Here is a 25,638-nt window from a genome sequence, read left to right on the forward strand (position 1 = left end):
TCCGGGTTCGGGGCGGCCGCGAGGCGGCCTATTGCAGTTTCTTCAGCAGGCGATGGAGGGTGCGCTGCTCGGCCTGGGTCAGCGGGGCGAGCGTTTCCTCGCTCACCTTGAGCCCGAGCGGGGCGGCGTGCCGGAACACCCGCCAGCCGTCCTCGGTCAGCGAGACGAGCTGGCGGCGGCGGTCGGAAGGGTCCCGGTCGAGCTGAAGCAGGCCGCGTGCCGTCAGCCGGTCGACGACGCCCTTTGTGGTCGCGACATCGAGGCCGACCTTGCGCCCGAGCCGGTTCTGGGAAACGGACCTCAGTTCGGAAAGCCGGGCGAGCATGGCAAGCTGCGTCGGGGTCAGGTCGCCGATGTGCTCGGAAAAGATCACGGCATTGCGCTGGTAGGCCTTGCGCAGGAGATAGCCGACCTGTTCGTCGATGACATAGCCGTGATCGGGAACGGGCGCGGCCGTTCCCTTGTCCGTATCGTCGCTGTGATCGTTCACATGGTCTTCCCGCTTGCGGCGGCCAGGCGGCCGGTCTCACACAGAAAGGTAGGCATCGCGAATCTCCGGATGCTTTTCAAGTTCGGAGAAACTCCCGTCGAATTTCTTCTCCCCGCCTTCGATGATGACGGCGCGGTCCGCCACCATGCGCGCGAAATGAAGGTTCTGCTCGGAGATGATGACGGTCAGCCCCTCGTTCTTGAGGCGCACGATGGTTCGCGCCATCTGTTCCACGATCACCGGGGCAATGCCCTCCGAAGGCTCGTCGAGCAGGAGGAGCTTCGGATTGCCCATCAGCGTGCGGGCGATTGTCAGCATCTGCTGCTCGCCGCCCGACATGGCCTTGCCCCGGTTGTTGCGCCGCTCCCAGAGGTTGGGAAAGAGCTCGAACAGGGTTTCCAGTGTCCATGCGGGCGCTCCCTCGCGCGGGCGCTGCCGGCCAACCTCGAGGTTCTCCAGGATGGTGAGGTCGGAGAATATCCGCCGCTCCTCCGGGACATAGCCGAGGCCGAGGCGGGCCGCCTTGTGGGCCGGCAGGCCGGTGATCCTCGTTCCGTCGAAGATCACCTCGCCCGAACGCGGCCGCACGAGCTGCATCAGCGACTTCATCGTGGTGGTCTTGCCGGCGCCGTTGCGCCCGAGAAGGGCGACGACCTCGCCGCGCTCCACCTTGAAGCCCAGGTTGTTGAGGATATGGGCCTTGCCGTAGAAGCTGTTGAGCGCGCTGACCTCAAGCATGGGCATCCTCCGCCGCAAACAGCGTGCCGCCGCCGAGATAGACTTCCTGCACGCGGGCATCGGCGCGCACCTCGGCCGCCGAGCCTTCGGCGATCAGTTCGCCGCGATTGAGCACCATGATGTGGTGGGAATGGGCGAAGACGACGTCCATGTCATGCTCCGTGAAGAGGACGCTGACCCCGCGGTCGCGCACGATGTCGGAGGTCAGCTGCATCAGGTTGATCCGCTCGCGCGGCGCCATGCCGGCGGTCGGTTCGTCCATCAGGAGCAAGCGGGGCGAGTTGGCGAGCGCGATGGCAAGCTCCAGGCGCTTCAGGTCGCCATAGGCAAGGATCGCGCAGGCCCGGTCGGCCTGGTCGACCATGCCCACGGTCTCCAGCAGGTCCAGCGCTTCCTCCCGGTAGAGCCGGTGCGCGCGCGGCAGGACGGAGAAGAGCTTCCTGTGGTGGGAAATCAGCGCCATCTGCACGTTCTCGGCCACCGTCATGCTCTGGTACGTGCCGGTGATCTGGAACGTGCGTCCGACGCCCAGTCGCCAGATTTCCCGGGGCGGTCGTCCGGTAATGTCCTCGCCGTTGAGGAAGACCTTGCCGGCGGTCGGTTTCAACTGGCCCATGAGCATGTTGAAGCAGGTGGACTTGCCGGCGCCGTTCGGCCCGATCAGCGCCCGCAACTCGCCGGGCGCCACCTCGAAGCCGACATTGTTGACGGCCTTGACGCCACCGAAATGCCTGACGAGGTTCTCGACCCTGAGGACGGCGGTCATCGCATGAACTCCTCTTGCCGGCGCAGGCCAAGGCGTTCGCCCAGCCTGCGCAGGGTGCCGACGATGCCGTCCGGCGCGATGATGACGACGAAGATGATGACGAGGCCCAGAACCAGCCGCCAGTATTCGAGGCGGATGAGCCAGTCCTTGGCGCCCTCCAGGAAGGTGGCGCCGACGACGCCGCCCGAAAGCGTTTTCACGCCGCCGAGGAAGACCACGATCAGCGCGTCGAAGCTCTTGGAGATCTGCAGTTCGTTCGGGAAAATCGAGCCCTTGGAGAAGACGAAGAGGGCTCCCGCAAGGCCGGCGATCGCCCCGGCCAGTGCGAAGGACATCCACTGCACCTTGCGCACGTCGATACCGGTCGCCTCGGCCTGGCGGGCGCTGTCGCGGGCCGCCCGCAACGCGTAACCGAAGGGAGCGTGGATGACGTGGCGCAGGAACAGGATACCGGCCGTCACGAAGACCAGCGCGAAATAGTAATAGGCCGTGGTGTCCGAGAGCCAGGCCGAGGGCCAGATGTTGACGAGCCCGTCATCGCCGCCGGTGACCTCGTTCCACTGGAAGGCGAGGGACCAGCCGAGCTGGCTGAAGGCCAGCGTCAGCATCGCGAAATAGACGCCGCTGAGCCGGATGCAGAACCAGCCGACGACGAGGGCGATGAGGCCGGCGGAAATCGGCGCCAGAATGAAGGCCACCTCCATCGGCGTTTCGGCATAGCTCATGAGCAGGGCCGCGGCATAGGCGCCGCCGCCGTAGAACAGCGCATGGCCGAAGCTGACGAGGCCGCCGGTGCTCAGGATGAACTGCAGCGAGGCAGCGAAGAGGCAGAAGATCAGGATGTCGACGATCAGCACCTGGGCAAAGCTGGAACCGAGGAAGGGAACGAGGGCGAGACCCAAAAGGAGGAGCGCGGTGAGCGCCTTGCCCACCTTGCCAAAGGGGCGGATCGGGCGGTCGGGCTCGCCGACCTGGCCGTGCTCGCCGGCCTTTTCCTCGCGACCGAACAGGCCGTAGGGACGCACCAGCAGCACCACCGCCATGACCACATACATGAGCACCAGCGTGCTTTGGGGCAGGTAGGTGACGCCGAACACGTTGAGCACGGAAATCAGCACCGAGGCCAGGAACGCGCCGGTGATCGAGCCCATGCCGCCGATGACGACGACGACGAAGACGGCCGAGATGATGTTGAGGTCCATCAGCAGGTCGGCGCCGCCCTTGGGCAGCTGGATCGCGCCGCCGAGCCCGGCAAGCGCCGAGCCGAGGAAGAAGACGCCGGTGAACAGCCAGGCCTGGTTGACGCCGAGCGCACCGACCATCTCGCGGTCCTGGGTCGCGGCGCGCACCAGGATGCCGACGCGCGTCTTGGTGATGAGCCACCACAGCGCGAAGAGAATGAACGGGGTGATCGCGATGAGGGCGAGGTCGTATTGCGGCACAGGTTCGCCGAGGATGCGCACGACGGACTTCAGCCCCGGCGCCCGGGGGCCGAGTTGGTCCTCCGCGCCCCAGATCATCAGGGCCAGGTCCTGGATGACGAGGATGACGCCGAAGGTCGCGACCAGCTGGAACAGCTCCGGCGCCTTGTAGACCGGGCGCAGGACGCACATCTCGATGACGACGCCGATCAGGCCGGTGATCAGACCGGCAAGCACGATCGATCCCCAGAAGCCGAAATGGCCGGGAAGCACGTTCATCAGGGTAACGCCCACATAGGCGCCGAGCATGTAGAGCGATCCGTGCGCGAAGTTGACGATACGCGTCACGCCGAAGATCAGCGACAGTCCGGAAGCGACGAGGAACAAGGCTGCCGCATTCGCAAGCCCGGTGAGGAGCTGTGCCACAAAGAGACCCATGGCCATCTTTCTGTTCGAGATAGGGGGGCGGTGCCCGCCGCCGCGTGCCGGGCGGCGGGCCTGTCAGGCAGGCAGGAGCGTCGGCTTACTTGGCCGGGCGCATCGCCTTGATTGCCTCGTCGCTCGGCATGTAGGGCGCCGGATCCTTGTAGGACCAGTCGCGCATCACGCCCTTGCCGTTCTCGACCGCGGTCACACCGATATAGGCGCCCATGGTCGACTGGTGGTCGAGCGCCCGGTAGGTGATGTCGCCCATCGGGGTCGCGACCTCGAGATCCTTGAACGCCTCGAGCAGGGCCGGGGTCTCGGTCGAACCGGCCTTGGTGATGAGGGCGGCGATGGTCTCGACCGTCATATAGCCGACCAGGCTGCCGATCTTGGGGGTCTCGCCCGGGAACGCGGCCATGTAGGCGTCGACGAAGGTCTTTCCGGGACCCTCGGTGATCGCATACCAGGGATAGCCGGTGACGACCCAGCCTTCCGGCGACTCATCCCCGAGCGGATCTATGTATTCGGGCTCGCCGGTCAAGAGGCCGTAGACCTTGCGGCCCTCGAACACGCCGCGGGTCGTGCCTTCGCGGACGAACTTCTGCAGGTCGGTGCCGAAGGTGACGTTGTAGATCGCATCGGGCTTGGCGCGCTCGATGGCCTGCACCTCGGCGCCGGCGTCGATCTTGAACAGCGCCGGCCACTGCTCGGTGACGAACTCGACCTCGGGCTTCAGGCGCTTCAGGTTCTCCTTGAAGGCTTCCACCGCCGCCGTGCCGTAGGCGTAGTTCGGCGCGATGGTCGCATAGCGGATGGCGTCCGTCTTGGCGGCTTCCTCGGCGAGCATCGCCGCCTGGACAAAGGTCGAGGTGCGCAGGCGGAACGTGTAGGGATTGCCCGACTTCCAGACGAGATCGTCGGCCAGCGGCTCGGAGGCAAGGTAGATGTAGCCCTTCTCGCCCGCATAGGAGGAGATGGCGAGGCCGACATTGGACAGGATCGTGCCGGTCAGCATCACCGCGCCCTCGCGCGTCATCAGCTCCTCGGCGATCTTGACCGCGTCGCCCGGCTTGCCGTCGTCGTCGCGGAAGATGAACTCCAGCGGCTTGCCGAGCACGCCGCCGGCATCGTTGACCTCCTTCAGCGCCAGCTCGATGCCCTTCTTGTAAGGTTCGGCGAAGGCGGCCATGCGCTTGTAGTGGTTGATCTCGCCGATCTTGATCGTGTCGGCGGCAAAGGCCGCCGTGCTCACCGAGAGAAGCGCGGCGGCTGCCGCAGTCCATGTTTTCAGGCTTTTCATCTGGTCCTCGTTCTGGTTGGTGCCGACGGTCTTTGACCGTTCATTTCATTGTTTTTTATATCGTTTCCGTCGCGCGTGCGCGCCGGAAGAAGGCGTGCCGCTCAGTCGTGATAGACGAAGGCGGGGGTCGGGTTGGACGCGAGGTCCTGGGTGCGCTCCTTCTCGATCAGTTCCGAGATGCGCTTGCGATAGACCATCGGTCCCTTGTCGATGGCGATGCGGATGGGTCGGCGTTTGTGGGGACGCTCCTCCTGCTCCTGGATGGCCTCGAGCACCGACTTGTCCTCCTGGAACGCCTTGCGCAGCAGGGTGTCCATCGTGTCGGCGGCGGTGTCGTCGTCGAGCGCGGTGTTGCGCAGGTGCATCCAGCGATCGATCGTGTAGTTGGCGGTGACGGGGGTCATGAAATGCAGCGCGAAGACGCGCACGCCCTTGTCGCGCTCGTCCTCCCCGATGGCGTCGCGGGTCGGGGCGCTGCCGAAGTCGATCACGGCGGTGCAGGGCGTGTGCAGATAGTAGTAGTGCCAGCGGTCGACATTCTCGGTAAAGCCGCCGAAGGCCTTGAAGAAGCCGACCGGCTCGCTGTCGCGGATCCAGCGCCAGGCAACGATGACCTTGCCTTCCGTCGAGACGTGAACCGGCACGTTCTCCGACGCCGGGTTGCCGAGCGTGGTCGGGTGCACGAAGCTCACATGGGCGGGATCGACGAGGTTCTCCGCCACGTTCATGTAGTTCGCCTTCAGGTGCAGCGCGTCGCCCTGATGCGCGGCCCAGGCCGGATCGGAAAACTCCGGCATGTCGAAGATCTCGCCCGGGTCGGCCTTGTCGTGATCGCCCATCCAGATCCAGACGATGTCGTGACGTTCCTCGACCGGATAACTCTCCACATAGGCCGAGGGCGGCAGGTTCGACTGGCCGGGAATGCGCACGCAGGCGCCGGAGGCGTCGAACGTCATGCCGTGATAGCCGCACTGCACCGTGTCGCCGAGACGCTTGCCGAGGGACAGCGGCAGAAGCCGGTGCGGGCACCGGTCCTCGAGCGCCGCCACCGTCCCGTCCGACTTGCGGAAGAGGACGATGTGCTCGTCGAGGATCGTGAAGCGCCGCAACTCCTGGTCGATTTCCGACGACCAGCCCGCGACATACCAGGCGTTCCGCACGAATTCCATGGCAGTTCTCCCTTTGACCGAAGCTATCTCAAGCCGTCGTCGCCCCTGATTTCCTCGTGGACGAGCCCGCCGACACGGGGGTTTGGCCGCCCGCCCGGCGAGAGCGCGATGGCGATCAGCACCTCGTCCGCCTGCGGCGCGTCGGCCACGCGGATTTCCATGGCGTCGAAATGGGAGCGCACATAGGCCGCGTCCTTGTGGCCGAGCGGGATGTCGAGCGACTGGCCCGGCCCGCCCATCTTCTTGGCCGAGGGAACGAGCGCCTTGCCGCCGCCGAGCACCGCGCGCATCGGCGCGCCGAGGCTCGGATGCAGCAGCGCGGCGGCGTGCTCCAGCTCGCCGTTCTCGCCGATCATGGCCGCCTTGCCGAAGCTCTGGATCGCGGAAGCCTCGACACCGAGCGCGGCAAGCGCCCGGCGGGTCAAGAGGTCGCCGAGCTCCGCGGCCATGTCGGTCAGAAGCGAGAGATCCGCATGAAAGCGCCCGGCGCAGGGGTTGGCGAGGATAGCCGCCGCCACAGCACGGCGGGCCGGCGGCGTCACCGCCTGGCCCATCTCCAGCCGCGTCGCCTCGCACAGGGTCACGATCTTGCGGACCGGCAGGCTCATCTGAGGCCGTCCTTGCCGGTGATCTCGGAGGCTTTCAGGCCGCCGGCACGGTTGTGGATGCGCGGGCCCGTGGTCATGACGAGGACGAGCATCATCTCGTTGGCGCGCGGGCTGTCGTTCATGCCGACCTCCATGGCGTCGAAATGGGAGCGCACATAGGAGGCGTTGGTGTGGGTGATCGGCACATCGAGCCGGGTGCCGGGACCGCCGATCTTCTTCGTCGACGGCACGATCGCCATGGAATTCGGCAGCACCTCGCGCATCGAATAGCCGCCCGGCGCATGCCACAGCGCCCCGTGTTCCAGCTCGCCGGCCGCGCCGATGATGGCGCCCTTGCCGTAGCCCTCGACCACGGACGGATCGCCGCCGAGCGCGTCGATCAGGTCCCTCGCCATCTTCAGGCCGAGCGGCCTGAGATCGTCCATGAAGGGGGTGATGTCCTCGACATACTGGCCCGCGAACGGGTTCCGGATGACGCTGAGCGCGGCCGCGCGCTTCAGCGGCACGGACGCGACCGGGCCGCCCTCGTGATAAATTTCCTCGACGATGATGGCGCTCTTGCGCAGGGTCGGCTCAGGCACAGGCTTTGGTCCTCCAGGAAGCAGAAGAAAGGGTGGTCCAGGCAGGGTGGTTGCCGGAAACGGTTCGCCGCTCTCCGGCCAGTCCGAGGAAGGCGGCCCGGATCATCCCGGAGCGCTCATGGGCACGGGCGGCCGCCTCGCCACCGGCGAGGGCCTCGTCGATCTCGGGGAGCGAAAGCGGCGCGACCGCGACGGTGACCGGGCGGGCGCCCAGGTCGCTGTCGGGCGCAAGCTCGCTGGCCGGTGTCCGGGTCACGCGGGGCGAGCCGGGAAGGTCGACGGCGTTGGCGATCAGGGTCGCGGCCGCATCGGCGCGCGCCGCCGTTTCGGCGAGCACGGTCACCGCGTCGGCGATGCCGAGCGAGTGCGAGCGTCCGCGCCAGCCGCTGGTGGCGATGCCGCCGATCCCGTCACCGGGCGAGAGCGTCACGATGCCGCCGGCCGTTGCCGCCACCGGATCCTCGCAGATGCCGATGCGGAAGGTTCCCCGCGCAAGGTGAAGCGCGATGTCGCCGCCATTGTTCACATAGGCGCGGTCCAGCTCGCGCCCCTCGACCAGGGCTGCCAGCACATGGTCTGCGACGCTGCCGGCCACGGCCGCCATGGGGGTGACGAAGACGGGTGCGAACGGGGCGACGGCATCGGTCATGCGGCGGGCGACCGGTCCCTCGGGACGCGGTCCCGCCGGCGCGCGCAGCCGGGGCAGTTCGGCGACGAGGTCGTCGAGAACGGGACCGAAGGCCTCGCAGGCCTGCCGGTAGGCAAGCGTCACCTCGTCGGCCCTGCCGCTCGCCTCGATCACCAGGTCGATCGGCCCGTGCTGCAGGTGCAGCCGGCGACCATCGGCCAGAAGCCGCGCGGTCGCACCATGCATCCGGGCCGGAGCGGTCATGCCGAGCGCCCCCGCCAGGGGAAGTTGTCCGGCCCTGTCGGCCAGGGATTGCCCGTGGATGGCTGCACCCCGCGCCGGCCCTTCAGGATGTGGTCGTTCTGCCGGCCGGTCTTGCCTTCCAGCGCTTCCGACAGGGGCATCACATAGTCCATGTGGCCGCCGAGTGCCTGGTAGTCCTCGGCCCGCATGGTGAACTCGATCGGCGCGACCAGCGCCGGCGTCGGCACGTAGCCGAAGGCGTTTTTCGGCAGGCGCGTGACATCGGCCATGAAGGTGATGCCGCCGCCCGGCCAGACATAGACCGGTGCGCCGCCGCAGCTCACATAGGTGAGGGCGCCCTGCACGGAGCGGGTGAGCCCGACCGGGTGCTCGGTCACGCCGGAGCGCAGCGAGCCGCCGGCGCCGGCCATGAACAGCACGGAGGTGAGCGCCGGCTCGCAATTGTCGGCGATCCTCTGGACCGAGGGCGCGAGCCGCGCGGGCATGTCCTTTTCGACGGGCAACAGCGCCTCGTCGAGCTCGAAATAGGCGGAGTGCTCGCCCGTCGTCGACACCATCAGGATGGAGAGGCCCGGGCGCGCCGCCTTCGGGTCGAACGCGCCCAGGATCGCCAGCGGATCGGTCAGGTTGGTGCCGCCCCAGCCCGTGCCCGGGTCGGCGACCTGGAAATAGCGGCCCGGCGTCGAGCGACGGCCCTTGATGCGGATGCCGGTCGGCGCCCAGCCGATCACCTTGCCCGCCTGATGCTCGGAAATGACGCCGGTGATGTGATCGTCCACGACGACCACCTCGTCGACCAGCCCGTTCCACTGGGCGGCGAACATGCCGACGGTCGCGGAGCCGCAGCCGACGCGCATGCGCTCCTCGGCCTGGCCGTTGATGACAGGCGGCTGGCCGGCCTGCACGGTCAGCGCCGCGCCGCCGTCGATGGCGAGCTCGACTGCCTCGCCGTTGCACAGCGCCAGCATGGAGGAGCAGGTGACGCGGCCTTCCTTCTTGGAGCCGCCGGTCAGGTGGTGGACCCCGCCGAGCGACAGCATCTGGCTGCCGTATTCGGAGGTGGTCACGTGGCCGATGACCTCGCCGTCGGCGCGAACGGGCGAACACTCGTCGCCAAGATGCCGGTCGGTGTCGATCTTCAGCTTCACGCCGCAATAGCTGAAAATGCCCTCCGTCACGACGGTGACCATGTCCACGCCGTCGACCTTCGAGGCGACGATGAAGGGAGCGGGCTTGTAGTCGGGATAGGTGGTTCCCGCGCCGATCGCCGTGACGAAGCCGCCTTCGGAAGGGAGGATGTCGCCGTCCCATTCCTTGTCGAGGAAGGGCACGACCTCGCCGCCGCTTGCAGCGCGCTGCCGCAGGATCGTCAGCGGATCGAGACGGACGAGCTGGCCGCCGTCATTGGCGTATCGGTCGCAAGCGCCGGAGCGGCCGTCGGCGATGTAGCACATCACCGGGCAGGCATCGCACCTGATCTTTTCAGGCTTTTCATCGGCTGCAGTCAACGTCGTGACTCCTGCTGGCACGCATGCTCGCTTTGTTAGTATGCAAACATATGCGGGATTTTGGTGTCAATCGGATTTGAGCGCGTTTCGCGCTGATTTATCGGGCAGGACTGCCGCGCGCTGCGGCAGGACGGGTCAGTCCACGAAGGCGCGTTCAACCACGAATTGCGCCGGCTTGTTGTTCGCACCTTCATCGAGACCGTGGCCGAGGCAAAGCTCCTTCGTGTCCTTGAGCATGGCCATGGAGCCGCAGATCATCGCGCGGTCCTCGGCCGGACCCATGCGCGGAACGCCGAGGTCGTCGAAGAGCTTTCCCGAGCCGATCAGGTCGGTGACCCGGCCCTGGCGGGGGAAGGGCTCGCGGGTCACGGTCGTGTAGTGGTGAAGGTGGCCCTCGACCATCTCGCCGATCAGCGGATCGGAGCGCAGCGCCGCGACGAGATCCTCGCCGTATTTCAGTTCGGCGACCGTCCGGCAGCCATGGACGAGGTGGATGGCCTCGAACTTGTCGTAGGTTTCCGGGTCGCGGATGAGGCTGGCGAAGGGGGCTATCCCCGTGCCGGTGGAGAACATCCACAGCCGCTTGCCGGGAAGCAGCGCGTCATTGACCAGCGTGCCGGTCGCCTTCTTGCGCATGAGCACGGTGTCGCCGGGGCGGATCTTCTGCAGGTGCCGGGTCAGGGGGCCGTCCGGCACCTTGATCGAATAGAATTCCAGCTCCTCGTCCCAGGCGGGGCTTGCCACGGAGTAGGCGCGGAACACAGGCTTTTCCGCGTTCGGCAGGCCGATCATCACGAACTCGCCCGAGCGAAACCGGAACTCCTGCGGCCGGGTGATGCGGAAGCGGAACAGCGTGTCCGTGTAATGCTGCACCTCGGTGACGCTGAGCGCGTGGCAGCCGGCCGGCACGGCGAAGGGGGAGGGTTCGCCAGCGAGGATCGGGCGGTCGTCTGCGAGTGTGTCCGTCATGATCTGGGCGCTCCTTGCGAACGGGACGAAGAAATTATTATCGTTAGCATGCAAACGAAAAAAATCGGTGAGCGCAACCAAAAAATGCATGATGAAACTTTGATCGGAATGGCGCATCCGAGTGCTTGACAGGAATTTCGACGGGGCGGTAACGTTGTTAGTATGCAAACGAAATCCATTGAGGGTGCCGATGCAGTTTCACAGGCCTGACACGGTGGATGTCGCGCTTTCCCTCCTTGGCGGGGGCGAGGCGCGCGTGTTGGCGGGCGGGACCGATTTCTTCCCCGCGCTGGGCGGGCGGAGACCCTCGGCTCCCGTCGTCGATCTCGGCCGCATCGCGGCGCTCCGGGGCATCTCGCGGCAGGAGGACGGCTGGCGCATCGGCGCCATGACCACCTGGACGGACATCGCCAGGGCGGACCTGCCGCCGCTGTTTGACGGTTTGCGGCTTGCCGCCCGCGAGGTCGGCTCGATCCAGATCCAGAACGCGGGCACCATCGCCGGCAACCTCTGCAATGCCTCGCCTGCCGCGGACGGGGTTCCGCCGCTGCTGACGCTGGACGCCCGTGTCGAGCTTGTCGGCCCGAAGGGCACTCGCGAGTTGCCGCTTGGCGACTTCATCCTGGGCGTTCGCAAGACGGCGCTGGCTCCCGGCGAGATCGTCACCGCGATCCTCGTTCCGGACTGGAACGCGGACCGGACCCATTTCCTGAAACTCGGCGCCCGGCGCTATCTGGTCATTTCCATTGCCATGGTCGCCGCCGCCGTGTTGCTCGACGGCGCCGGGCGGATCGGAGAGGCCCGTGTCGCCGTCGGGGCATGCTCCGCGGTGGCGCGTCGTCTGGCTGGCGTGGAGGCCGCCCTGCGTGGCGCGGAGGCCTCCGGGCCGGCGATCCGCCAGCAGGTCGCGGACGCGGCGATCGCGGAGCTTTCGCCAATCGACGATGTCCGTGCGAGCGCAGGTTACCGCCTCGACGCGGCGCGTGAGCTTGTTGTCCGTGCCGTGATGGCGGCCATCGACCGGGGAGGGAAGGCATGGCGCTGACGGATATCGAGGACGTGGCCGGGGTTTCCCTGGTCCTCAACGGAAAGCCCGCCCGCATTGCCGGCGATCCGGTCGAGCGCCTGTCGCTTGCCTTGCGGGAACGGGCCGGGGCGCGCGACGTCAAGGTCGGCTGCGATGCCGGCGACTGCGGCGCCTGCACCGTGCTTGTCGACGGCCGGCCCGTCTGCTCCTGCACGACGGCGCTTGGCCAGGTCGAGGGCGCGCATGTCGAGACGCTTGCCGGGCTCATTGCCTCCGATCCGAAGGCTGAAGCGCTCGCCCGTTCCTTCCAGCGCCACCAGGCCGCCCAGTGCGGCATCTGTACCCCCGGGATGATGGTCTCCGCGCTCGCCCTCCTGCGCGAGGATGCGGAGCCGGGCGAAGAGGCCGTGCACGACGCGCTCGGCGGCGTTCTCTGCCGCTGTACCGGCTACCGCAAGATCATCGACGCGGTGCTGGATGCCGGCGGCACCGGCATGCCGGCCGCCGGCGGCGTGGGCGCGGCCATGGCGCGCGTCGACGGCTGGCCCAAGGTGACGGGCACGGAGCTCTTCGGCGATGACGTCGCGCCCGCCGACGCGCTCACCCTGCGCCTTGTCAGAAGCCCCCATCACCGCGCCCGCTTCACCCTTGGCGACATCCGCGCCTGGGGCGCGGCGCGCGGGCTCGACCTGGTGCTTTCGGCCGCCGATGTGCCTGGCGAGAACCGTTTCGGCGTCATTCCGGGCTTCGAGGACCAGCCCATGTTCGCTGAAGGGGAGACCCGCTTTCGCGGCGAGGCGGTTGCGGCTGTCGTCGGTCCAGCCGATCTCGTCAACGCGCTCGACCTCTCCGATTTCCCTGTTGCCTACGAGGAACTGCCTGCCGCCCTTCTGCCGGCCGATGCCTGCAGCATCCCGAACCTGCACGAGGGCCGCGGCGACAACGTCATGTGCCGTGGCTTCGTCCGGCGCGGGGAGCCGGAAGCCGCTCTGGAACGCGCGGCGGTGGTGGTCGAGGGCGAGTTCTCCACCGGCTTCATCGAGCACGGCTATATCGAGCCCGAGGCCGCCTTCGCCCGGCGTGTCGGGGACCGGATCGAGGTCCATTGCTGCACCCAGGCGCCCGTCATGAACCGCGACGGCATCGCCGGGCTTCTCGGTCTGCCGAAGGAGGCGGTGCGTGTCGTACCGACGGCAACCGGCGGCGGCTTCGGTTCGAAGCTCGATCTGACCGCCCAGCCCTATGTGGCGCTGGCCGCCTGGATGCTGCACCGCCCGGTCCGCGTCACCTATTCGCGGGTGGAATCCATCACCACCTCGACCAAGCGCCACCCTTCCGGGATCCGCATGCGCATCGGCGCGGACACCGAAGGGCATATCGTTGCCGTCGAGTTCGACGGCACGTTCAACACCGGCGCCTATGCGAGCTGGGGACCGACGGTCGCCAACCGCGTGCCGATCCACGCCTCCGGTCCCTACCGGACGCCGAACTATGTCGCCCGCAGCGCCGGCATCCACACCAACACTGCCCCGGCCGGAGCCTTTCGCGGCTTCGGCGTGCCCCAGTCGGCGCTCGCCCAGGAGCCGCTTTACGACGAGTTGGCCAACCGGCTCGGCATCGACCGGCTGGAGTTCCGCCGCCGCAATGCGCTCGCCAATGGCGACCCGACCGTCACCGGCCAGGTCTTCGAGCGCGGCATGGGCATCATCGAGTGTTTCGACGCGCTGAAACCGGGCTGGGACCGGGCGCTGGCCGAGGCCGAGGCGGTCAATGCCGGCGGCGGGCACCTCCGTCGCGGCGTCGGCATTGCCGGCGGCTGGTACGGTTGCGGCAACACCTCCATGAGCAATCCCTCCACGATCCGCGCCGGAATAACGGCCGAGGGGCAGGTGGTGCTGCATCAGGGCGCGACCGATATCGGCCAGGGGTCGAACACGGTGATCGCCCAGATCTTCGCCACCGCGCTCGGCGTTTCCGTCGAGGCGATTGCCATCGTCGGGCCGGATACGGACGTGACGCCGGATGCGGGCAAGACCTCGGCGAGCCGCCAGACCTTCGTCACCGGCAATGCCGCAAGGCTCTGCGGCGAGGCGCTGCGTGCCCGTCTCCTGCGCCTCGGCAACGTGTCGGACACGGCGGAAATCGAGATCGCCGACGGCGAGATCCGTCTTGCCGACAAGGACGGCCGGCGCACCATCGCGCTCAAGGGCCTTGCCCCGGACAGCGCGGCCTATGCGATTGAGGCGGTCGAGACCTACGACCCGCCGACCTCGCCACTGGATGAAAACGGCCAGGGCGTGCCCTATGCGGTCTTCGGCACGGCCGCGCAGATCGCCGAGCTGGAGGTCGACATGAAGCTCGGCACCGTGCGGCTCCTGAAGATCACCGCCGCCCACGATGTCGGCAAGGCGATCAATCCGCTTCTGGTCGAGGGGCAGGTGCAGGGCGGCATCGCCCAGGGCATCGGCATGGCCCTGATGGAGGAGTTCCTGCCGGGCCGCACGGAAAACCTGCATGACTATCTGATCCCGACCATCGGCGACGTGCCGCCGATCGAGACCCTGATCATCGAGACCGGCGACATGCACGGACCCTATGGCGCCAAGGGGCTCGGCGAGCACTGCCTGATCCCGACCGCGCCGGCGATCCTGAACGCCATTGCCGATGCCTGCGGGGCCAGGGTTGCGAACCTTCCGGCGACGCCCGACAAGGTTCTTTCCGCGATCCGGGCCCTGAACGCCTGAGGCGTGTCCTCCGGCCCGTTGCCCCATCACCTTCGCCGCACGATGTCGATAGCAAAGAGGCGTCCATGAACATGACCCCGTCGATCGCCGACGCAGAAAGAACAGAAAAAACCGACGCGGCGGGACGCACCGCGCTCGTCGCCGGCATCGATGTCGGCGGCACCTTCACCGACCTCGTGCTGTTCGATTCCGCCCGTGGCCGGGTCCGCCTCGCCAAGACGCCGACGACCCTGCAGAACCAGGCCGTCGGCGTGCGCACGACGCTTGAGCTGGTGGATGCCGACCTCGCCGCCATCGACCTCATCGTTCACGGCACCACGACGACCACCAACGCCGTGCTGGAGCGCAATCTCTGCCGCACCGGCTTCATCACCACGCAAGGGTTTCGCGACGTGCTGGAACTTGGCCGCCGCACCCGTCCGAATGCCTACGGCATGAAGGGCGAGTTCCGCCCGATCATCCCGCGCGACCTGCGCCATGAGGTGCCCGAGCGGTTGCACGCCGACGGCAGTGTGCGCGTGCCGCTCGACGAGGAGGCGCTGAAGGCGGCCATGCGGGCGCTGCTCGACAAGGGCTGCGAGGCGCTCGTCATCCATTTCCTGCATTCCTACGCCAATCCGCAGCACGAACTGCGTGCCGGCGAGATCGCCCGTGAAGTCTGGCCGAACGAGAACGTCACGCTGGGTCACGCGCTGCTGTCGGAAAGCCGCGAGTTCGAGCGCGGGGTGACGGCGGCGATCAACGCCTCGGTGCAGCCGCTCCTGCGTCGCTATGTCGAGCGCCTCGCGGACGAACTGGCCCGCGACGGCTACCGCCACGACGTTCTCGTCATGAATGGCAATGGCGGCATGGTTTCCGCCCGCCGCGTCGCAGCCGAAGCGGCCAAGACGGTCATGTCCGGGCCCGCCTCCGGCGTCATGGCGGCCGCCTATACCGGGCGCCGCGCCGGCATCCCCAACCTTCTTACCTACGACATGGGCGGCACCTCCACGGACGTCGCGCTGATCCGCGACGCGGAACCTGCCGTCTCCAACGAGATCGAAATCGAATACGCCATGCCGATCCACGTCCCCATGGTGGACGTGCGCACGGTTGGCGCCGGCGGCGGCTCGATCGCCCGCATCACCCGGGCGGGCCTGCTCCAGGTCGGGCCGGAAAGCGCCGGCTCGGCTCCCGGGCCGATCTGCTACGGGCGCGGCGGCACGGAGCCGACCATTTCGGATGCCAACCTGCTTCTGGGGCGGATGAACCCGGACAAGCTCAACTCCGTCTCGGACGGCGTGTCGCGGGCGGACCTCGCCGCGATCTTCGCCGCCAAGCTGGGCGCCCCGCTCGGCGTCAGCGCCGAGGAGGCCGCCTCCGCCGTCCTCAGGATCGCCAACACCCGCATGGCCGAGGCGGTGCGCATGGTCTCGATCAGCCTCGGCGAGGACCCGCGCGACTATGCGCTCTTCGCCTTCGGCGGTGCCGGCCCGCTTCATGCGACGGCGATTGCCCGCGAACTCGGCGTGCCGCGTGTTCTCGTTCCCTCGCGTCCGGGCATCACCAACGCGCTCGGCTGTGTCGTCGCGGACCTGCGGCACGACTTCGTCAACACGGTCAACCGGCCGCTTGCCGTGCTCGACATCGCCCAGGTGCACGCGCTTTTCGCCCAGCAGCGCGAGGAGGGGCGGGCGCTCGTGGAAAAGGAGAATGTGCCGATCGACGAACTGAAGGAGATCTTCTCCGTCGACATGCAGTTCATCGGCCAGACCCACCTGTTGCGGGTGCCGCTGCCCGGCCCCGCGCCGGGCGTAGACGAACTGCAGAGCCTCTTCGAGGCGGCCTATTTCAGCCGCTTCCGCGTCGAGCTTCCGGAGATCAAGGCGAGCCTCGTCAACGTCAACACCTCCGTCATCGGCCGGCGTCCCGGCATCGACCTTGCCCTTCTGATCGACCCGGACGGGCGCAGGCAGACGCTCGAGGATGCGCGCACCGGCACGCGTCCCGTCTGGTTCGACGGCTGGCGCGAGACGCCGGTCTACTGGCGCGACCACCTGCCGTTGTCGGCGGAGATCGCGGGCCCCGCCATCGTCGAGCAGATGGACACCACCATAATCATCGAGCCGGGCGACCACGCGGTACAGGACCGGGACGGCAACATCATCATCACCCTTGGCAGCACCACCCTTGGCAGCACCACCCTTGGCAGCACCGGCGGAGCAGGCGCATGAGCATCGATCCGATCACGCTGAGCGTCATCCAGTCGGGCCTGCAGCAGGTCTGCGACGAGATGGACCTCACCTTCTCGCGCGCCGCCTTCTCGCCGGTCATCGCCGAGGCGAACGACCGCTCCGACGGCATCTATTCGGCCGAGGACGGCTCGCTCATCGCGCAAGGGGCGGGCGGATTGCCGGTCTTCGTCGGCACCATGCAGTATTCGACCCGCACCCTGATCGGCATGATCCGCGAGGGACGGGTGCCGGCTCCCGAGCCGGGCGACATCTACATCGTCAACGATCCCTATCTTGGCGGCACCCATCTGATGGACGTGCGCTTCGCCATGCCCTTCTACCGCAACGGCGAGATCTTCTGCTGGCTCTCCAACACTGGCCACTGGCCGGATACGGGCGGCGCGGTGCCGGGCGGCTTTTCCGCATCGGCCACGTCCGTGGAGCAGGAAGGCCTGCGCCTACCCCCCGTGCGCCTGTTCAAGAAGGGGGTGCTCGACCAGGAGATCTACTCGATCATCTGTTCCAACATCCGTGTCTCGGAACAGCGGATCGGCGACGTGAAGGCCCAGGCTGCGGCCCTTCTGGTGGGGGCGGAGCGTCTGGCACGCATTCTCGACCGCTATGGCGACGATGTGGTGCGCGAGTCGATCGGCGAGTTGCGCCGGCGCGCGGCCGAACAGATGCGCGCCAATGTCGCGCTCATCCCCAACGGCACCTACCGCTCGCTCGCCTATGTGGACAGCGACGGCGTCGTCAACGAGCCGCTGGAGATCCGGCTTGCGATCACGGCCAGGGACGGCGAACTGACCTTCGACTTCGCGGGCTCCTCGCCGCCGTGTCGCGGGCCGATGAACTCGGTTCTGGCGACGACCCATTCGTCCGTCTACCTCGCCATGCGCCACATCTTCCCCGACGTGCCGATCTCGGCCGGCGCCTTCGAGCCGCTGACCATCGTCCGTCCCGTGGACACGTTCCTCGATGCCCATTATCCGCGCCCCGTCTCGGGCTGTGCCGCAGAAGTCAGCCAGCGCATCGCCGAGGCGGTCTTCGCAGCCCTTGTCGAGGCACTGCCCGACCGGGTGACGGCCGCCCCGGCTGGCAGCTCCGGCAATTTCGCCCTTGGCGGCGTTGATCCGGCGCGCGGCGCGGGCTTCGTCATGTACCAGATCTCGGGCGGCGGCTATGGCGGCAACTCGGATCATGACGGGCTCTCCAACGGCTGTTCCACCATCGGCATCTCCAAGGCGCCGCCGGTGGAGATCATGGAGCAGCAGTTCCCCGTGCTCTATCACCGCTATGCCCTGCGCGAGGGTTCGGGCGGCGCGGGACGCCATCGCGGCGGTTTCGGGCTCGATTACGAGATCGAGCTGCTGCGCGGCCACGCCACGGCAAGTTTCGTGATGGATCACGGCCGCTTCGGCCCGCAGGGCGCGCTTGGCGGCGAGGACGGCGAGCCCAATTCCGTCACCGTCTGGCAGGGAGGCACGGCCATGGTGCCCGAGCATCTGTCCAAGGCGCAGGACATTCCGCTGGAGCCGGGCGACCGGGTGCGCGTGAAGACGCCCGGCGGCGGCGGCTACGGCGACCCGCAGGAGCGCGATCCGGCGCTTGTCGCCGAGGACGTGCGCCTCGGCCGCTACACGGCGGAGCGGGCCAGGGCGCTCTTTGGAAAGGCGGCGGCAGGGCTCTGACAGGCCGCAGCGCTGCACCGAAAGGGCCGCAAGGAGGAGACCGCCTGAGGCGGACCTGCCGCTACCCGGCGGCCCGCCGCCAGACGATCAGCCGGTTGTTCGCCGGCATGGCGATGTCGTCGACCAGCGCAAGCCCCTGATCTTTCGCCAGTTCATCCAGCGCCTCGAAATCGCGGATGCCGCTTTCCGGATTGCCGGCCCTGAGCTGCGCGTCGAAGGCGGCATTGCTCTCGGTGGTAAACGCGCCGCCATATTTCATCGGTCCGTAGACGCAGCACATCCCGCCCGGCGCCAGCACCTCGCCGATGCGGGCGAAGAACTGCCCGACATGGGCAAACGACATGATGTGCAGCGTGTTCGCCGTGTAGACCGCGTCGAAGGCATCGGGCGCGTCCGCCATCGGCAGCGACCAGGGCGGGGCGGCGACATCAAGGGCGAGCGGCGGAGGCGTGCGCGCGCTCCCCTCGCTTTCCAGTCGCTCCGCGATACCGGCAACGGCGCCCGGCAGGTCGCTGCATTGCCAGACGAGATGCGGCAGGGCCTGCGTCATGTGAACTGCGTGCTGGCCGGTGCCGCTGCCGATTTCCAGGATACGCCGGCACTGGGCCAGATGCGGCGCCAGGCCCGCGAGGATCGCGTCCTTGTTGCGCTCGGCCGACGGGGCGAAGGGAAGCATTGCGGACCTCACAGGAACAGCATGAGAAGGGCTAGGAGCGCGACAGCGCCGGCCTGCAGCGCCATTGCGTGGCGAAACACTTTCAGCGCCCGGGAAATGTCGCCGGCCGTCGCCTCACGCCGGCCGTCCTCGTTCATGAACGGGTCGTCGACCGTGTAGCCGGGATAGGCGCGCGGGCCGGCGAGCGCCAGTCCCAGCACCGCCGCCATCGCCGCTTCCGGCCAGCCGGCATTGGGTGAGCGGTGTTTCGGCGCGTCGCGGCGCATCACGGCGATGCACTCGGTGACGGAGCGGCCCGAGAGCGGCGCGGTCACCGCCATCGCCAGTCCGCAGAGCCGCGCCGCCGGCCAGTTCACCAGGTCGTCGAAACGGGCGGACGCCCAGCCGAAGGCGCGATGCCGGTCGGTCTTGTGGCCGATCATGGAATCCGCCGTGTTCACCGCCTTGTAGGCGATCAGCCCGGGCAGGCCGAAGAGCAGGAACCACAGCGCCGGCGCGGTCACCCCGTCGGCGGCGTTCTCGGCGCAGGATTCGATGGCCGCACGCGCGACGCCCGCCTCGTCGAGTTGCTTCGGATCGCGCCCGACGATCATCGCCACCGCGCGGCGTCCGCCCGATAGCCCGCCCTCGACCAGCCCGTCGCGCACCGCTGCCACGTGGTCGTGCAGGCTTTTCTGCGCGATGAAGACGGCGGCGATCACGGCGATGCCGATCTCGCCGAAGGGCAGGGCGCGCAGGATCGCCTCCAGCAGGATGCCGACCAGCACCGAGATCGCGACGAGGCAGGCCAGAAAGATCGCGCCGTAGATCCGGCGGTTCGTTTCCGAGGCCTCGGGCGCGTTGAAATCCTGGTCGGCGATCTCGATCACCTTGCCGATCAGCGCGACCGGATGCGGCACATGCCGCCACAGCCAGGGCGGGTCGCCGATCAGCGCGTCGAGAAGGAGCGCCACGAGCAGCAGGAAGGCGGCATCCGAAAACAGCAGCATCGCCTCAGGTCCCGGCCATCGCGCTTTCAAGCGCTGCCTCGAGCCGGGCAAGGTTCGCGGCCCCCGGCAGGCCGATGCGGATCCAGTTCGGCGCGTAGTCGAAGACCCGCGTCCAGATCTTCTGCCGTGCCAGCGCTTCGTGCAGCCCGGCCGCGTTGCGGGAGCCGGCAAGCACGAAGAGCGGCGTGCCGCCGAACACCGAAAGTCCCTGCATCTGCAGGCTGTAGGTCAGCTCCGCCGCCTCGTCGGCGAGCCGGGCGAGCATCGTGTTGCGCCAGGCCTCGTCGGAAAGCGCCCGCGTGCCGATCTCCAGCGCGGGACCCGAAACGGCCCAGCTTTCCAGCCGCGCCTCGAGCGCCGAAACGAGCGGCTTCGGTCCGGCGGCGAAGCCCAGCCGCAACCCCGCAAGCCCGTAGAACTTGCCGAAGGAGCGCAGCACCAGCGCGGGCGCGCCGGCAAGATGCGGCAGCACGCTGGCGCCCGGCACGCAATCGGCGAAGGCCTCGTCGATGACCAGCAGCCCGCCGCGCGCCGCCATGGTCCGCGCCATGTATTGCAGGCTTTTCGGGTCGACCAGCCTCCCGTCCGGATTGTTCGGGTTGACGATGACGAGCACCCGCACCGAAGGGTCCGGCTCGGCATGCGGGGAGGTCGGTTCGGTGACCTTTCGCCCGGCGCGCGTCCATGTGTCGGCATGGCTGCCATAGGTCGGCCCGACAATGGCGACATCGCCCGGCGGGGCGATCTCAGGCAAGAGCGAGATCAGCGCCTGCGTGCCCGGCGCGGCAACGAGAGCGCTGGCGTCCGGAACCTCATAGGCCTTGCGCGCGGCGGCAAGGAGCCGGTCGAGGGCGGAGCGTGGCGGCAACTGCGTCCAGGCGCGTTGGGAAAGCGGTTCGGCAAGCGGATAGGCGTAAGGGTTGATGCCGGTGGACAGGTCGAGCCAGTCGTCCGCGATCCCGCCATGCCGGGCAATCGCCGCACCAAGATCGCCACCATGCTTCATGCCCAAGTCTCCGTCTATTGTCGCCGGAACGGACCCTAGAACATGAGGCGCGGGGCTGGAAACGGTTTTCGAGGTGCGGGTGCAGACGCTCGAGGGCTTGCGGCTCAGGACGCCGCTTCGGCGACAGGGGCCGTCTGCTCGTTGGGCGAGGGCCGGCCAAGCAGGTAGCCTTGCGCCTGGTCGCATCCCGCCTGGCGCACCAGGGCCAGTTGCGCCGGCGTTTCCACCCCTTCCGCGGTGCAGCGCATGCCGAGGCTGCGGGCAAGCCCGGCGATGGCGGAGACGATCGCCGCCGAGGTTGCGTCCTCCTCCATGCGCAGGATGAAGCCCCGGTCGATCTTCAGTCCGTGGAAGTGATAGCGGTGCAGGCGGTTCAGCGACGAGTAGCCCATGCCGAAATCGTCGAGCACGAGGCCGACGCCGAGCCGGGTCAGCGCATCCAGTTCCCCGATCACCTCGGGACTGCCGTCGATGAGCAGGTTCTCGGTGACCTCCAGCTCGACGCGGTCGGGGGCGATGCCGTGCCGGTCGAGCGCGGCGGCGATGGCCGGCACCAGGGTGCCCTTGCCGAACTGGCGCGGCGAGGTGTTCAGCGACAGGTGTGTGCCGGCGGGCCAGTCGCGCATCGCCTCCAGGCCGCGTTCGAGCGCAAGGCAGCCGATCTTGTCGACAAGCCCCGTCTCCTCGGCGACGGGGATGAAGTCGCCGGGCGGTATGAACCCGCCGCCGGGCTGCGGCCAGCGGGCAAGGGCCTCGTAGGCGCACACATGGTTGTCGGCGAGGTCAGTGACCGGCTGGAACCAGATCTCCAGCACGTCCCCGGCAATGGCCGCCGCGAGCCCGGTCTCGATCCGTCGCCGGGTCAGCAGCGCCTGCCGCACCTCCGCGTCGAAAATGCGGTAGCCGGCCATGTGCTCGGATTTGGCCTTGTAGAGCGCCGCATCGGCATAAACGAGGAGCGTTTCCGGATCGGTCGTCGCCTCGTCCATGGCGACGATGCCGATGCTGACGCCGGGCTGCACGGTCGTGCCTTCCAGCACATGCGGCCGCGAGACCTGCTCGACCAGCCGCGCCGCCAGCATCTCCGCCTCCGCGATGTCCCCCTGTTTCAGGATGATCGCGAACTCGTCGCCGCCGAGCCGCGCGACAACGTCGCTGGCGCCTGCCGCCAGGCTCAGGATCCGCGCCACCTCGACGAGCAGCCGGTCGCCCTTGATATGGCCGAACCTGTCGTTGATTGCCTTGAACCGGTCGAGATCGACGAGCAGAAGAAACGGTTTCGCGGTGCCGTTTCGCGCCGCCTCAATGCTCTCCTTCAGCGCGCGAGAGAACACTGCCCGGTTGGAAAGGCCGGCGAGCGCGTCCGTCTCGGCGGCGATCCGCACGCGCTCGGTCGCCTCCTCCAGATCGGTGATGTCCTCATGCGTCTCGACCCATCCGTCACCGGGTATCGGCGAGAGGGTGGTGGCGATGATCGCCCCGTTCTTGTTGCGCGATTTGAGCCGCCAGATCCGCTCGTCCTTCAGCGTGCCGCGCAGCGTACGCGGGTTGGGCAGTGTCGAGGCGAACTGTCCGTCGGCGGCGATCCGTGCCTCCACCACGGCCTCGTGCGGCATGCCGGCGCGCAGGACATTGTCCTTGAGGCCGAAAAGCTGCAGCGCCTGGCGGTTCCAGATCTGCAGCCGGTCGTCGGCATCGAAGAGCATCACCCCCTGTCGCATCGACGCGAGCATCCCCTCCAGTTCCGTGGTCCGTTCCCTGGCTTCCTTCTCCTTGGCCCGCAGATTGTATTCGAGCTGCTTGTGCTCGCTGACGTCCCAGTTGACGCCGATCGCCTCGAACGGCTTGCGCATCGTATCGAGGTTGCATTGCGCATAGGCCTGGATCCAGTGGATGGAGCCGTCCCGGTGGCGGATGCGAAAGCGGGAGGAGAACCGTTCCCCGCTGTCGCGGGCCTGCCTGAATTCGGCGCTCGCCGCGTCGAGATCCTCGGGGAGCACGCAGGCGGTCCAGTCCGCGAAACGTCCGCCGAAATGTTTCGGATCGACATCATAGAGGCGGAACATCGCCTCGTCCCATTCCAGGCAGTCCTTGGTGAAATCGTAGTGCCACACGGCGATCTTCGCCGACTGGCGGGCGAGATCGAGCATCGTCAGGCTGCGCCCCGTCTCGTCATGCGAGAGCAGCGAGCGGCGAACGCCTTCCGCCAGCATCCCCAGGATTGCCACGCCCGCGACATTGCCGACGATCAGCAGGTGCCATGCGCTGGACAGGATCGTCAGGCCGATGGCGAAGCCACGGTCGATGAAAAAGCACGGCAGGGCGAAGAGCGTGCCGGCAAGCGCGATCAGGACGAAGTCCGCCAGACCCGGCCGGCGGCGCAGCCGAGTGAAGACGACATGCCCGGCGGCGATGCCGACCGCCGCATAGACGAGGGGGCTGAGCGTCCCGCCGAAGACGCTCGGCCCGCCGATCCAGTAGCGCGCCGCGGCGGCGATCACGCCGCAGGTCACGCCGGCGATGGGACCGGCGAAGAACCCGGCGAGCATGGCCGGGCCGGCGCGCGTGTCGAAGGTCGCCCCGAGCGGGATCGTCACCGGAAAGTTGACGACAAGTACGGCGATGAGGCCGAAGAACACGCCGACGAGAAGCCCGTGCAGCTTCGCCGGACGGCCAAAGCCGAAGCGCTCCCGCATGAAGAAGATGGCGAGCGCTCCAAGCGCTAAGCAGGCCGATATTGGCAACGCCACTCAGCAGCATGGCGACCTCATGTGACCGCTATGTCGTTTTCAAGGATGGCTTTGCGCGCATCCTTGGGCCCAAGTATATCCAGAGTATGCGGATTATTAACAAGATTATATATACGGAGCAGTCCGTATTGGATCAATTGATATTTCGGGTGATTTTGGCGATGTGAGGGTTGAATTTATTTATATTTCAGAACTCTAACTAAATCTCAGATTTAAGTTTGATATTTTGCGCGTTTTGATTGTTGGGGGCTCTGCCGGGATGCCGTTCCCCTGGGAGAGATGCGGGGCGGATTGCCGGGGGGCTGCCGTTGCGGCCCGAATTTCACGGGTCGGGCTTCACAGGTCGGGCTTCACGGCTCGGCTTCACGGGCCAGGCGTTATCGCGCATGCCGCTGGAGCCAGCCGCGCGGACGCTGTCGCAAACGACTGTCACGCCGGCCGGCGGACGTTTTGCGTCCGGCTTGAAAGCAGATCGATCTGAAAGGGGGATGGAGGCCTCGCCCGGAATCGAACCGGGGTGCACGGATTTGCAATCCGCTGCGTAACCACTCCGCCACGAGGCCTTGCCGCGTCTTTTCAGCGAGTTGCGGCACGCTGTCAAGCGGCGTGTGCGAATTGCCGCGCTGCCATGTGCAAATCTCGGCACGGTCGGGAAGAAGCGGTGGCGTCGAAGCGGCAGATGCCGTCACTGGTCGGATGCAACACGTTGAAGGCCGGGCCGGGAGATCTTCATCGGGCGTATCTGCGCGCTGCTTTCGCGAACCGGTATCGCTGCAAGGGCCCGGGCCGGCACGCTCAGGCCTCCCGTCCGCATCAACTCTCCGATCAGGTACAGCGTCCGTTCCAGGTCGCCGTCGAACAGGCAGCGGTTGATCTGCGTCGACAGGGCGATTGTCCTGTTGGCGTTCTGCGTCATCGATGTCCTCTCCGCTCCGGCCTGCGGGCCATGCGCAGGCCGCATGCCCCTGGTTATCGATAACCGGGCACAACGAAAGAGTGCAGGTGTCGATTTGACAATCTGCTTGCGAATTGCAAACTCGAAACCATCTCTGGTTGCGCGACGGAGGGTGCCGTGACGGACAGGCCTTGCGATAATTTGCCGGACGCGGCCGTATCGCCGCTGGACCGGGAGTTGATCCGGTTGCTGTCCGAGGACGCCCGCCGGTCCAACACCGAGCTTGCCGGGCTTCTCAAGGTGTCGCGCACCACGGTCCAGAACCGTATTGCCCGGCTGGTCGATCTTGGCGTCATCGAGCGTTTCACCATCAAGCTCGGCGGCAAGGATCACGGCGGGCCGCCGGGAGGGGCCGCCTTCTTCCACATGAAGCTGAAACGGCCCTTCTGCAGGATGGTCTACGAAGCCGTTCGCGGTTGGCCCGAGCTGACGGGAGCCTGGTCCATTGCCGGCGGCACCGACATGACCCTGCTCGTGCAATGCTCCGGGCTCGACCGGCTCGAGGACCTGCGCGACCGCCTTGCCCGCCATCCGGAAGTCGAGGTCGTGTGGACGGCGATGGTGTTGCGGCAATGGTCGCTGAAATCCTCCATGAACCGCGACTATGAACCCGGTGACGGACCCGATCGCCTCGACCTGCGCCTTGAGGAAATCGCGGCCGGGGATCGGCGGCAGGATATCGGCGACGGACTGGTGCAGGCACGCTGAGGCGGTCCGAG

At 67.5% G+C, this 25,638-nt stretch carries 21 protein-coding genes and 1 tRNA gene; 5 read left to right on the top strand and 17 right to left on the bottom strand.

The features are described from left to right. Nucleotides 1-28: 28 nt before the first annotated feature. The 11 genes from ACQY46_RS12515 to ACQY46_RS12565 all read right to left on the bottom strand — a co-directional run bounded on the left by ACQY46_RS12515 (nucleotide 29) and on the right by ACQY46_RS12565 (nucleotide 10,868). Nucleotides 29-490, bottom strand: a complete 462-nt coding sequence (locus ACQY46_RS12515) for a MarR family winged helix-turn-helix transcriptional regulator (protein WP_428696373.1) — start codon at nucleotides 488-490, stop codon at nucleotides 29-31. A 36-nt stretch (nucleotides 491-526) separates the two neighbouring features. After that, on the bottom strand, nucleotides 527-1,228 hold the full coding sequence (locus ACQY46_RS12520; protein WP_428696374.1) for an ABC transporter ATP-binding protein: 702 nt from the start codon (nucleotides 1,226-1,228) through the stop codon (nucleotides 527-529). Then, nucleotides 1,221-1,994: an ABC transporter ATP-binding protein gene (locus ACQY46_RS12525; RefSeq protein WP_428696375.1), complete on the bottom strand. Its 774-nt coding sequence runs from the start codon at nucleotides 1,992-1,994 to the stop codon at nucleotides 1,221-1,223. The genes ACQY46_RS12520 and ACQY46_RS12525 overlap by 8 nt, the downstream gene beginning before the upstream one ends. After that, nucleotides 1,991-3,853: an ABC transporter permease gene (locus ACQY46_RS12530; RefSeq protein ID WP_428696376.1), complete on the bottom strand. Its 1,863-nt coding sequence runs from the start codon at nucleotides 3,851-3,853 to the stop codon at nucleotides 1,991-1,993. The genes ACQY46_RS12525 and ACQY46_RS12530 overlap by 4 nt, the downstream gene beginning before the upstream one ends. 85 nt (nucleotides 3,854-3,938) lie before the next feature. Next, nucleotides 3,939-5,141 carry an ABC transporter substrate-binding protein gene (locus ACQY46_RS12535; protein WP_428696377.1) on the bottom strand — a complete coding sequence of 401 codons (1,203 nt, stop codon included), beginning with the start codon at nucleotides 5,139-5,141 and terminating at the stop codon, nucleotides 3,939-3,941. A gap of 101 nt (nucleotides 5,142-5,242) precedes the next feature. Next, nucleotides 5,243-6,310 carry a Rieske 2Fe-2S domain-containing protein gene (locus tag ACQY46_RS12540; RefSeq protein ID WP_428696378.1) on the bottom strand — a complete coding sequence of 356 codons (1,068 nt, stop codon included), beginning with the start codon at nucleotides 6,308-6,310 and terminating at the stop codon, nucleotides 5,243-5,245. 23 nt (nucleotides 6,311-6,333) lie between these two features. Beyond that, entirely contained in the window at nucleotides 6,334-6,918 is a 585-nt protein-coding gene (locus ACQY46_RS12545; protein WP_428696379.1) for an amino acid synthesis family protein, read from the bottom strand. Beyond that, complete coding sequence (locus ACQY46_RS12550) at nucleotides 6,915-7,499, bottom strand: amino acid synthesis family protein (RefSeq protein WP_428696380.1); 585 nt, start codon at nucleotides 7,497-7,499, stop codon at nucleotides 6,915-6,917. The genes ACQY46_RS12545 and ACQY46_RS12550 overlap by 4 nt, the downstream gene beginning before the upstream one ends. Continuing rightward, nucleotides 7,492-8,373, bottom strand: coding sequence for a UPF0280 family protein (locus tag ACQY46_RS12555; RefSeq protein WP_428700479.1), 882 nt, complete (start codon nucleotides 8,371-8,373; stop codon nucleotides 7,492-7,494). The genes ACQY46_RS12550 and ACQY46_RS12555 overlap by 8 nt, the downstream gene beginning before the upstream one ends. A gap of 14 nt (nucleotides 8,374-8,387) precedes the next feature. Next, nucleotides 8,388-9,845, bottom strand: a complete 1,458-nt coding sequence (locus tag ACQY46_RS12560) for a 6-hydroxynicotinate reductase (protein ID WP_428700480.1) — start codon at nucleotides 9,843-9,845, stop codon at nucleotides 8,388-8,390. A 189-nt stretch (nucleotides 9,846-10,034) separates the two neighbouring features. Beyond that, entirely contained in the window at nucleotides 10,035-10,868 is an 834-nt protein-coding gene (locus tag ACQY46_RS12565; protein WP_428696381.1) for a ferredoxin--NADP reductase, read from the bottom strand. Nucleotides 10,869-11,058: 190 nt separating this feature from the next. Here ACQY46_RS12565 and ACQY46_RS12570 point away from each other — a divergent pair, with 190 nt between their 5' ends. The 4 genes from ACQY46_RS12570 to ACQY46_RS12585 all read left to right on the top strand — a co-directional run bounded on the left by ACQY46_RS12570 (nucleotide 11,059) and on the right by ACQY46_RS12585 (nucleotide 18,543). After that, nucleotides 11,059-11,913, top strand: coding sequence for an FAD binding domain-containing protein (locus tag ACQY46_RS12570; RefSeq protein WP_428696382.1), 855 nt, complete (start codon nucleotides 11,059-11,061; stop codon nucleotides 11,911-11,913). After that, a complete protein-coding gene (locus tag ACQY46_RS12575; protein WP_428696383.1) occupies nucleotides 11,904-14,639 on the top strand; it encodes a molybdopterin-dependent oxidoreductase in 2,736 nt (911 codons plus the stop codon). Before ACQY46_RS12570 ends, ACQY46_RS12575 begins: the two co-directional genes overlap by 10 nt. A 71-nt stretch (nucleotides 14,640-14,710) precedes the next feature. After that, the gene (locus tag ACQY46_RS12580) at nucleotides 14,711-16,852 is read left to right on the top strand and encodes a hydantoinase/oxoprolinase family protein (RefSeq protein WP_428700481.1); all 2,142 of its coding nucleotides are present in this window, start codon (nucleotides 14,711-14,713) and stop codon (nucleotides 16,850-16,852) included. Then, on the top strand, nucleotides 16,849-18,543 hold the full coding sequence (locus ACQY46_RS12585) for a hydantoinase B/oxoprolinase family protein (RefSeq protein WP_428696384.1): 1,695 nt from the start codon (nucleotides 16,849-16,851) through the stop codon (nucleotides 18,541-18,543). The genes ACQY46_RS12580 and ACQY46_RS12585 overlap by 4 nt, the downstream gene beginning before the upstream one ends. A 61-nt stretch (nucleotides 18,544-18,604) precedes the next feature. On the opposite strand, the gene ACQY46_RS12590 is transcribed toward ACQY46_RS12585, so the two are convergent. From ACQY46_RS12590 to ACQY46_RS12615, 6 genes are all read right to left on the bottom strand, one after another. Beyond that, entirely contained in the window at nucleotides 18,605-19,219 is a 615-nt protein-coding gene (locus ACQY46_RS12590; protein WP_428696385.1) for a DUF938 domain-containing protein, read from the bottom strand. An 8-nt stretch (nucleotides 19,220-19,227) separates the two neighbouring features. After that, the gene (cbiB, locus tag ACQY46_RS12595; protein WP_428696386.1) at nucleotides 19,228-20,208 is read right to left on the bottom strand and encodes an adenosylcobinamide-phosphate synthase CbiB; all 981 of its coding nucleotides are present in this window, start codon (nucleotides 20,206-20,208) and stop codon (nucleotides 19,228-19,230) included. 4 nt (nucleotides 20,209-20,212) lie between these two features. Beyond that, nucleotides 20,213-21,214 (bottom strand): threonine-phosphate decarboxylase CobD, encoded by a 1,002-nt coding sequence (cobD, locus tag ACQY46_RS12600; RefSeq protein WP_428696387.1) that lies wholly within the window; start codon nucleotides 21,212-21,214, stop codon nucleotides 20,213-20,215. Nucleotides 21,215-21,318: 104 nt separating this feature from the next. After that, a complete protein-coding gene (locus ACQY46_RS12605) occupies nucleotides 21,319-23,964 on the bottom strand; it encodes an EAL domain-containing protein (protein ID WP_428696388.1) in 2,646 nt (881 codons plus the stop codon). A gap of 489 nt (nucleotides 23,965-24,453) precedes the next feature. Next, nucleotides 24,454-24,527, bottom strand: a tRNA-Cys gene (locus ACQY46_RS12610). A gap of 122 nt (nucleotides 24,528-24,649) precedes the next feature. After that, complete coding sequence (locus tag ACQY46_RS12615; protein ID WP_428696389.1) at nucleotides 24,650-24,880, bottom strand: hypothetical protein; 231 nt, start codon at nucleotides 24,878-24,880, stop codon at nucleotides 24,650-24,652. A gap of 156 nt (nucleotides 24,881-25,036) precedes the next feature. Between ACQY46_RS12615 and ACQY46_RS12620 the strand changes: the two genes are divergently transcribed. Then, the gene (locus tag ACQY46_RS12620) at nucleotides 25,037-25,627 is read left to right on the top strand and encodes an Lrp/AsnC family transcriptional regulator (protein WP_428696390.1); all 591 of its coding nucleotides are present in this window, start codon (nucleotides 25,037-25,039) and stop codon (nucleotides 25,625-25,627) included. Nucleotides 25,628-25,638: the final 11 nt, after the last annotated feature.

The organism is Stappia sp. (assembly GCF_965276915.1).
Classification (GTDB): Bacteria; Pseudomonadota; Alphaproteobacteria; order Rhizobiales; family Stappiaceae; genus Stappia.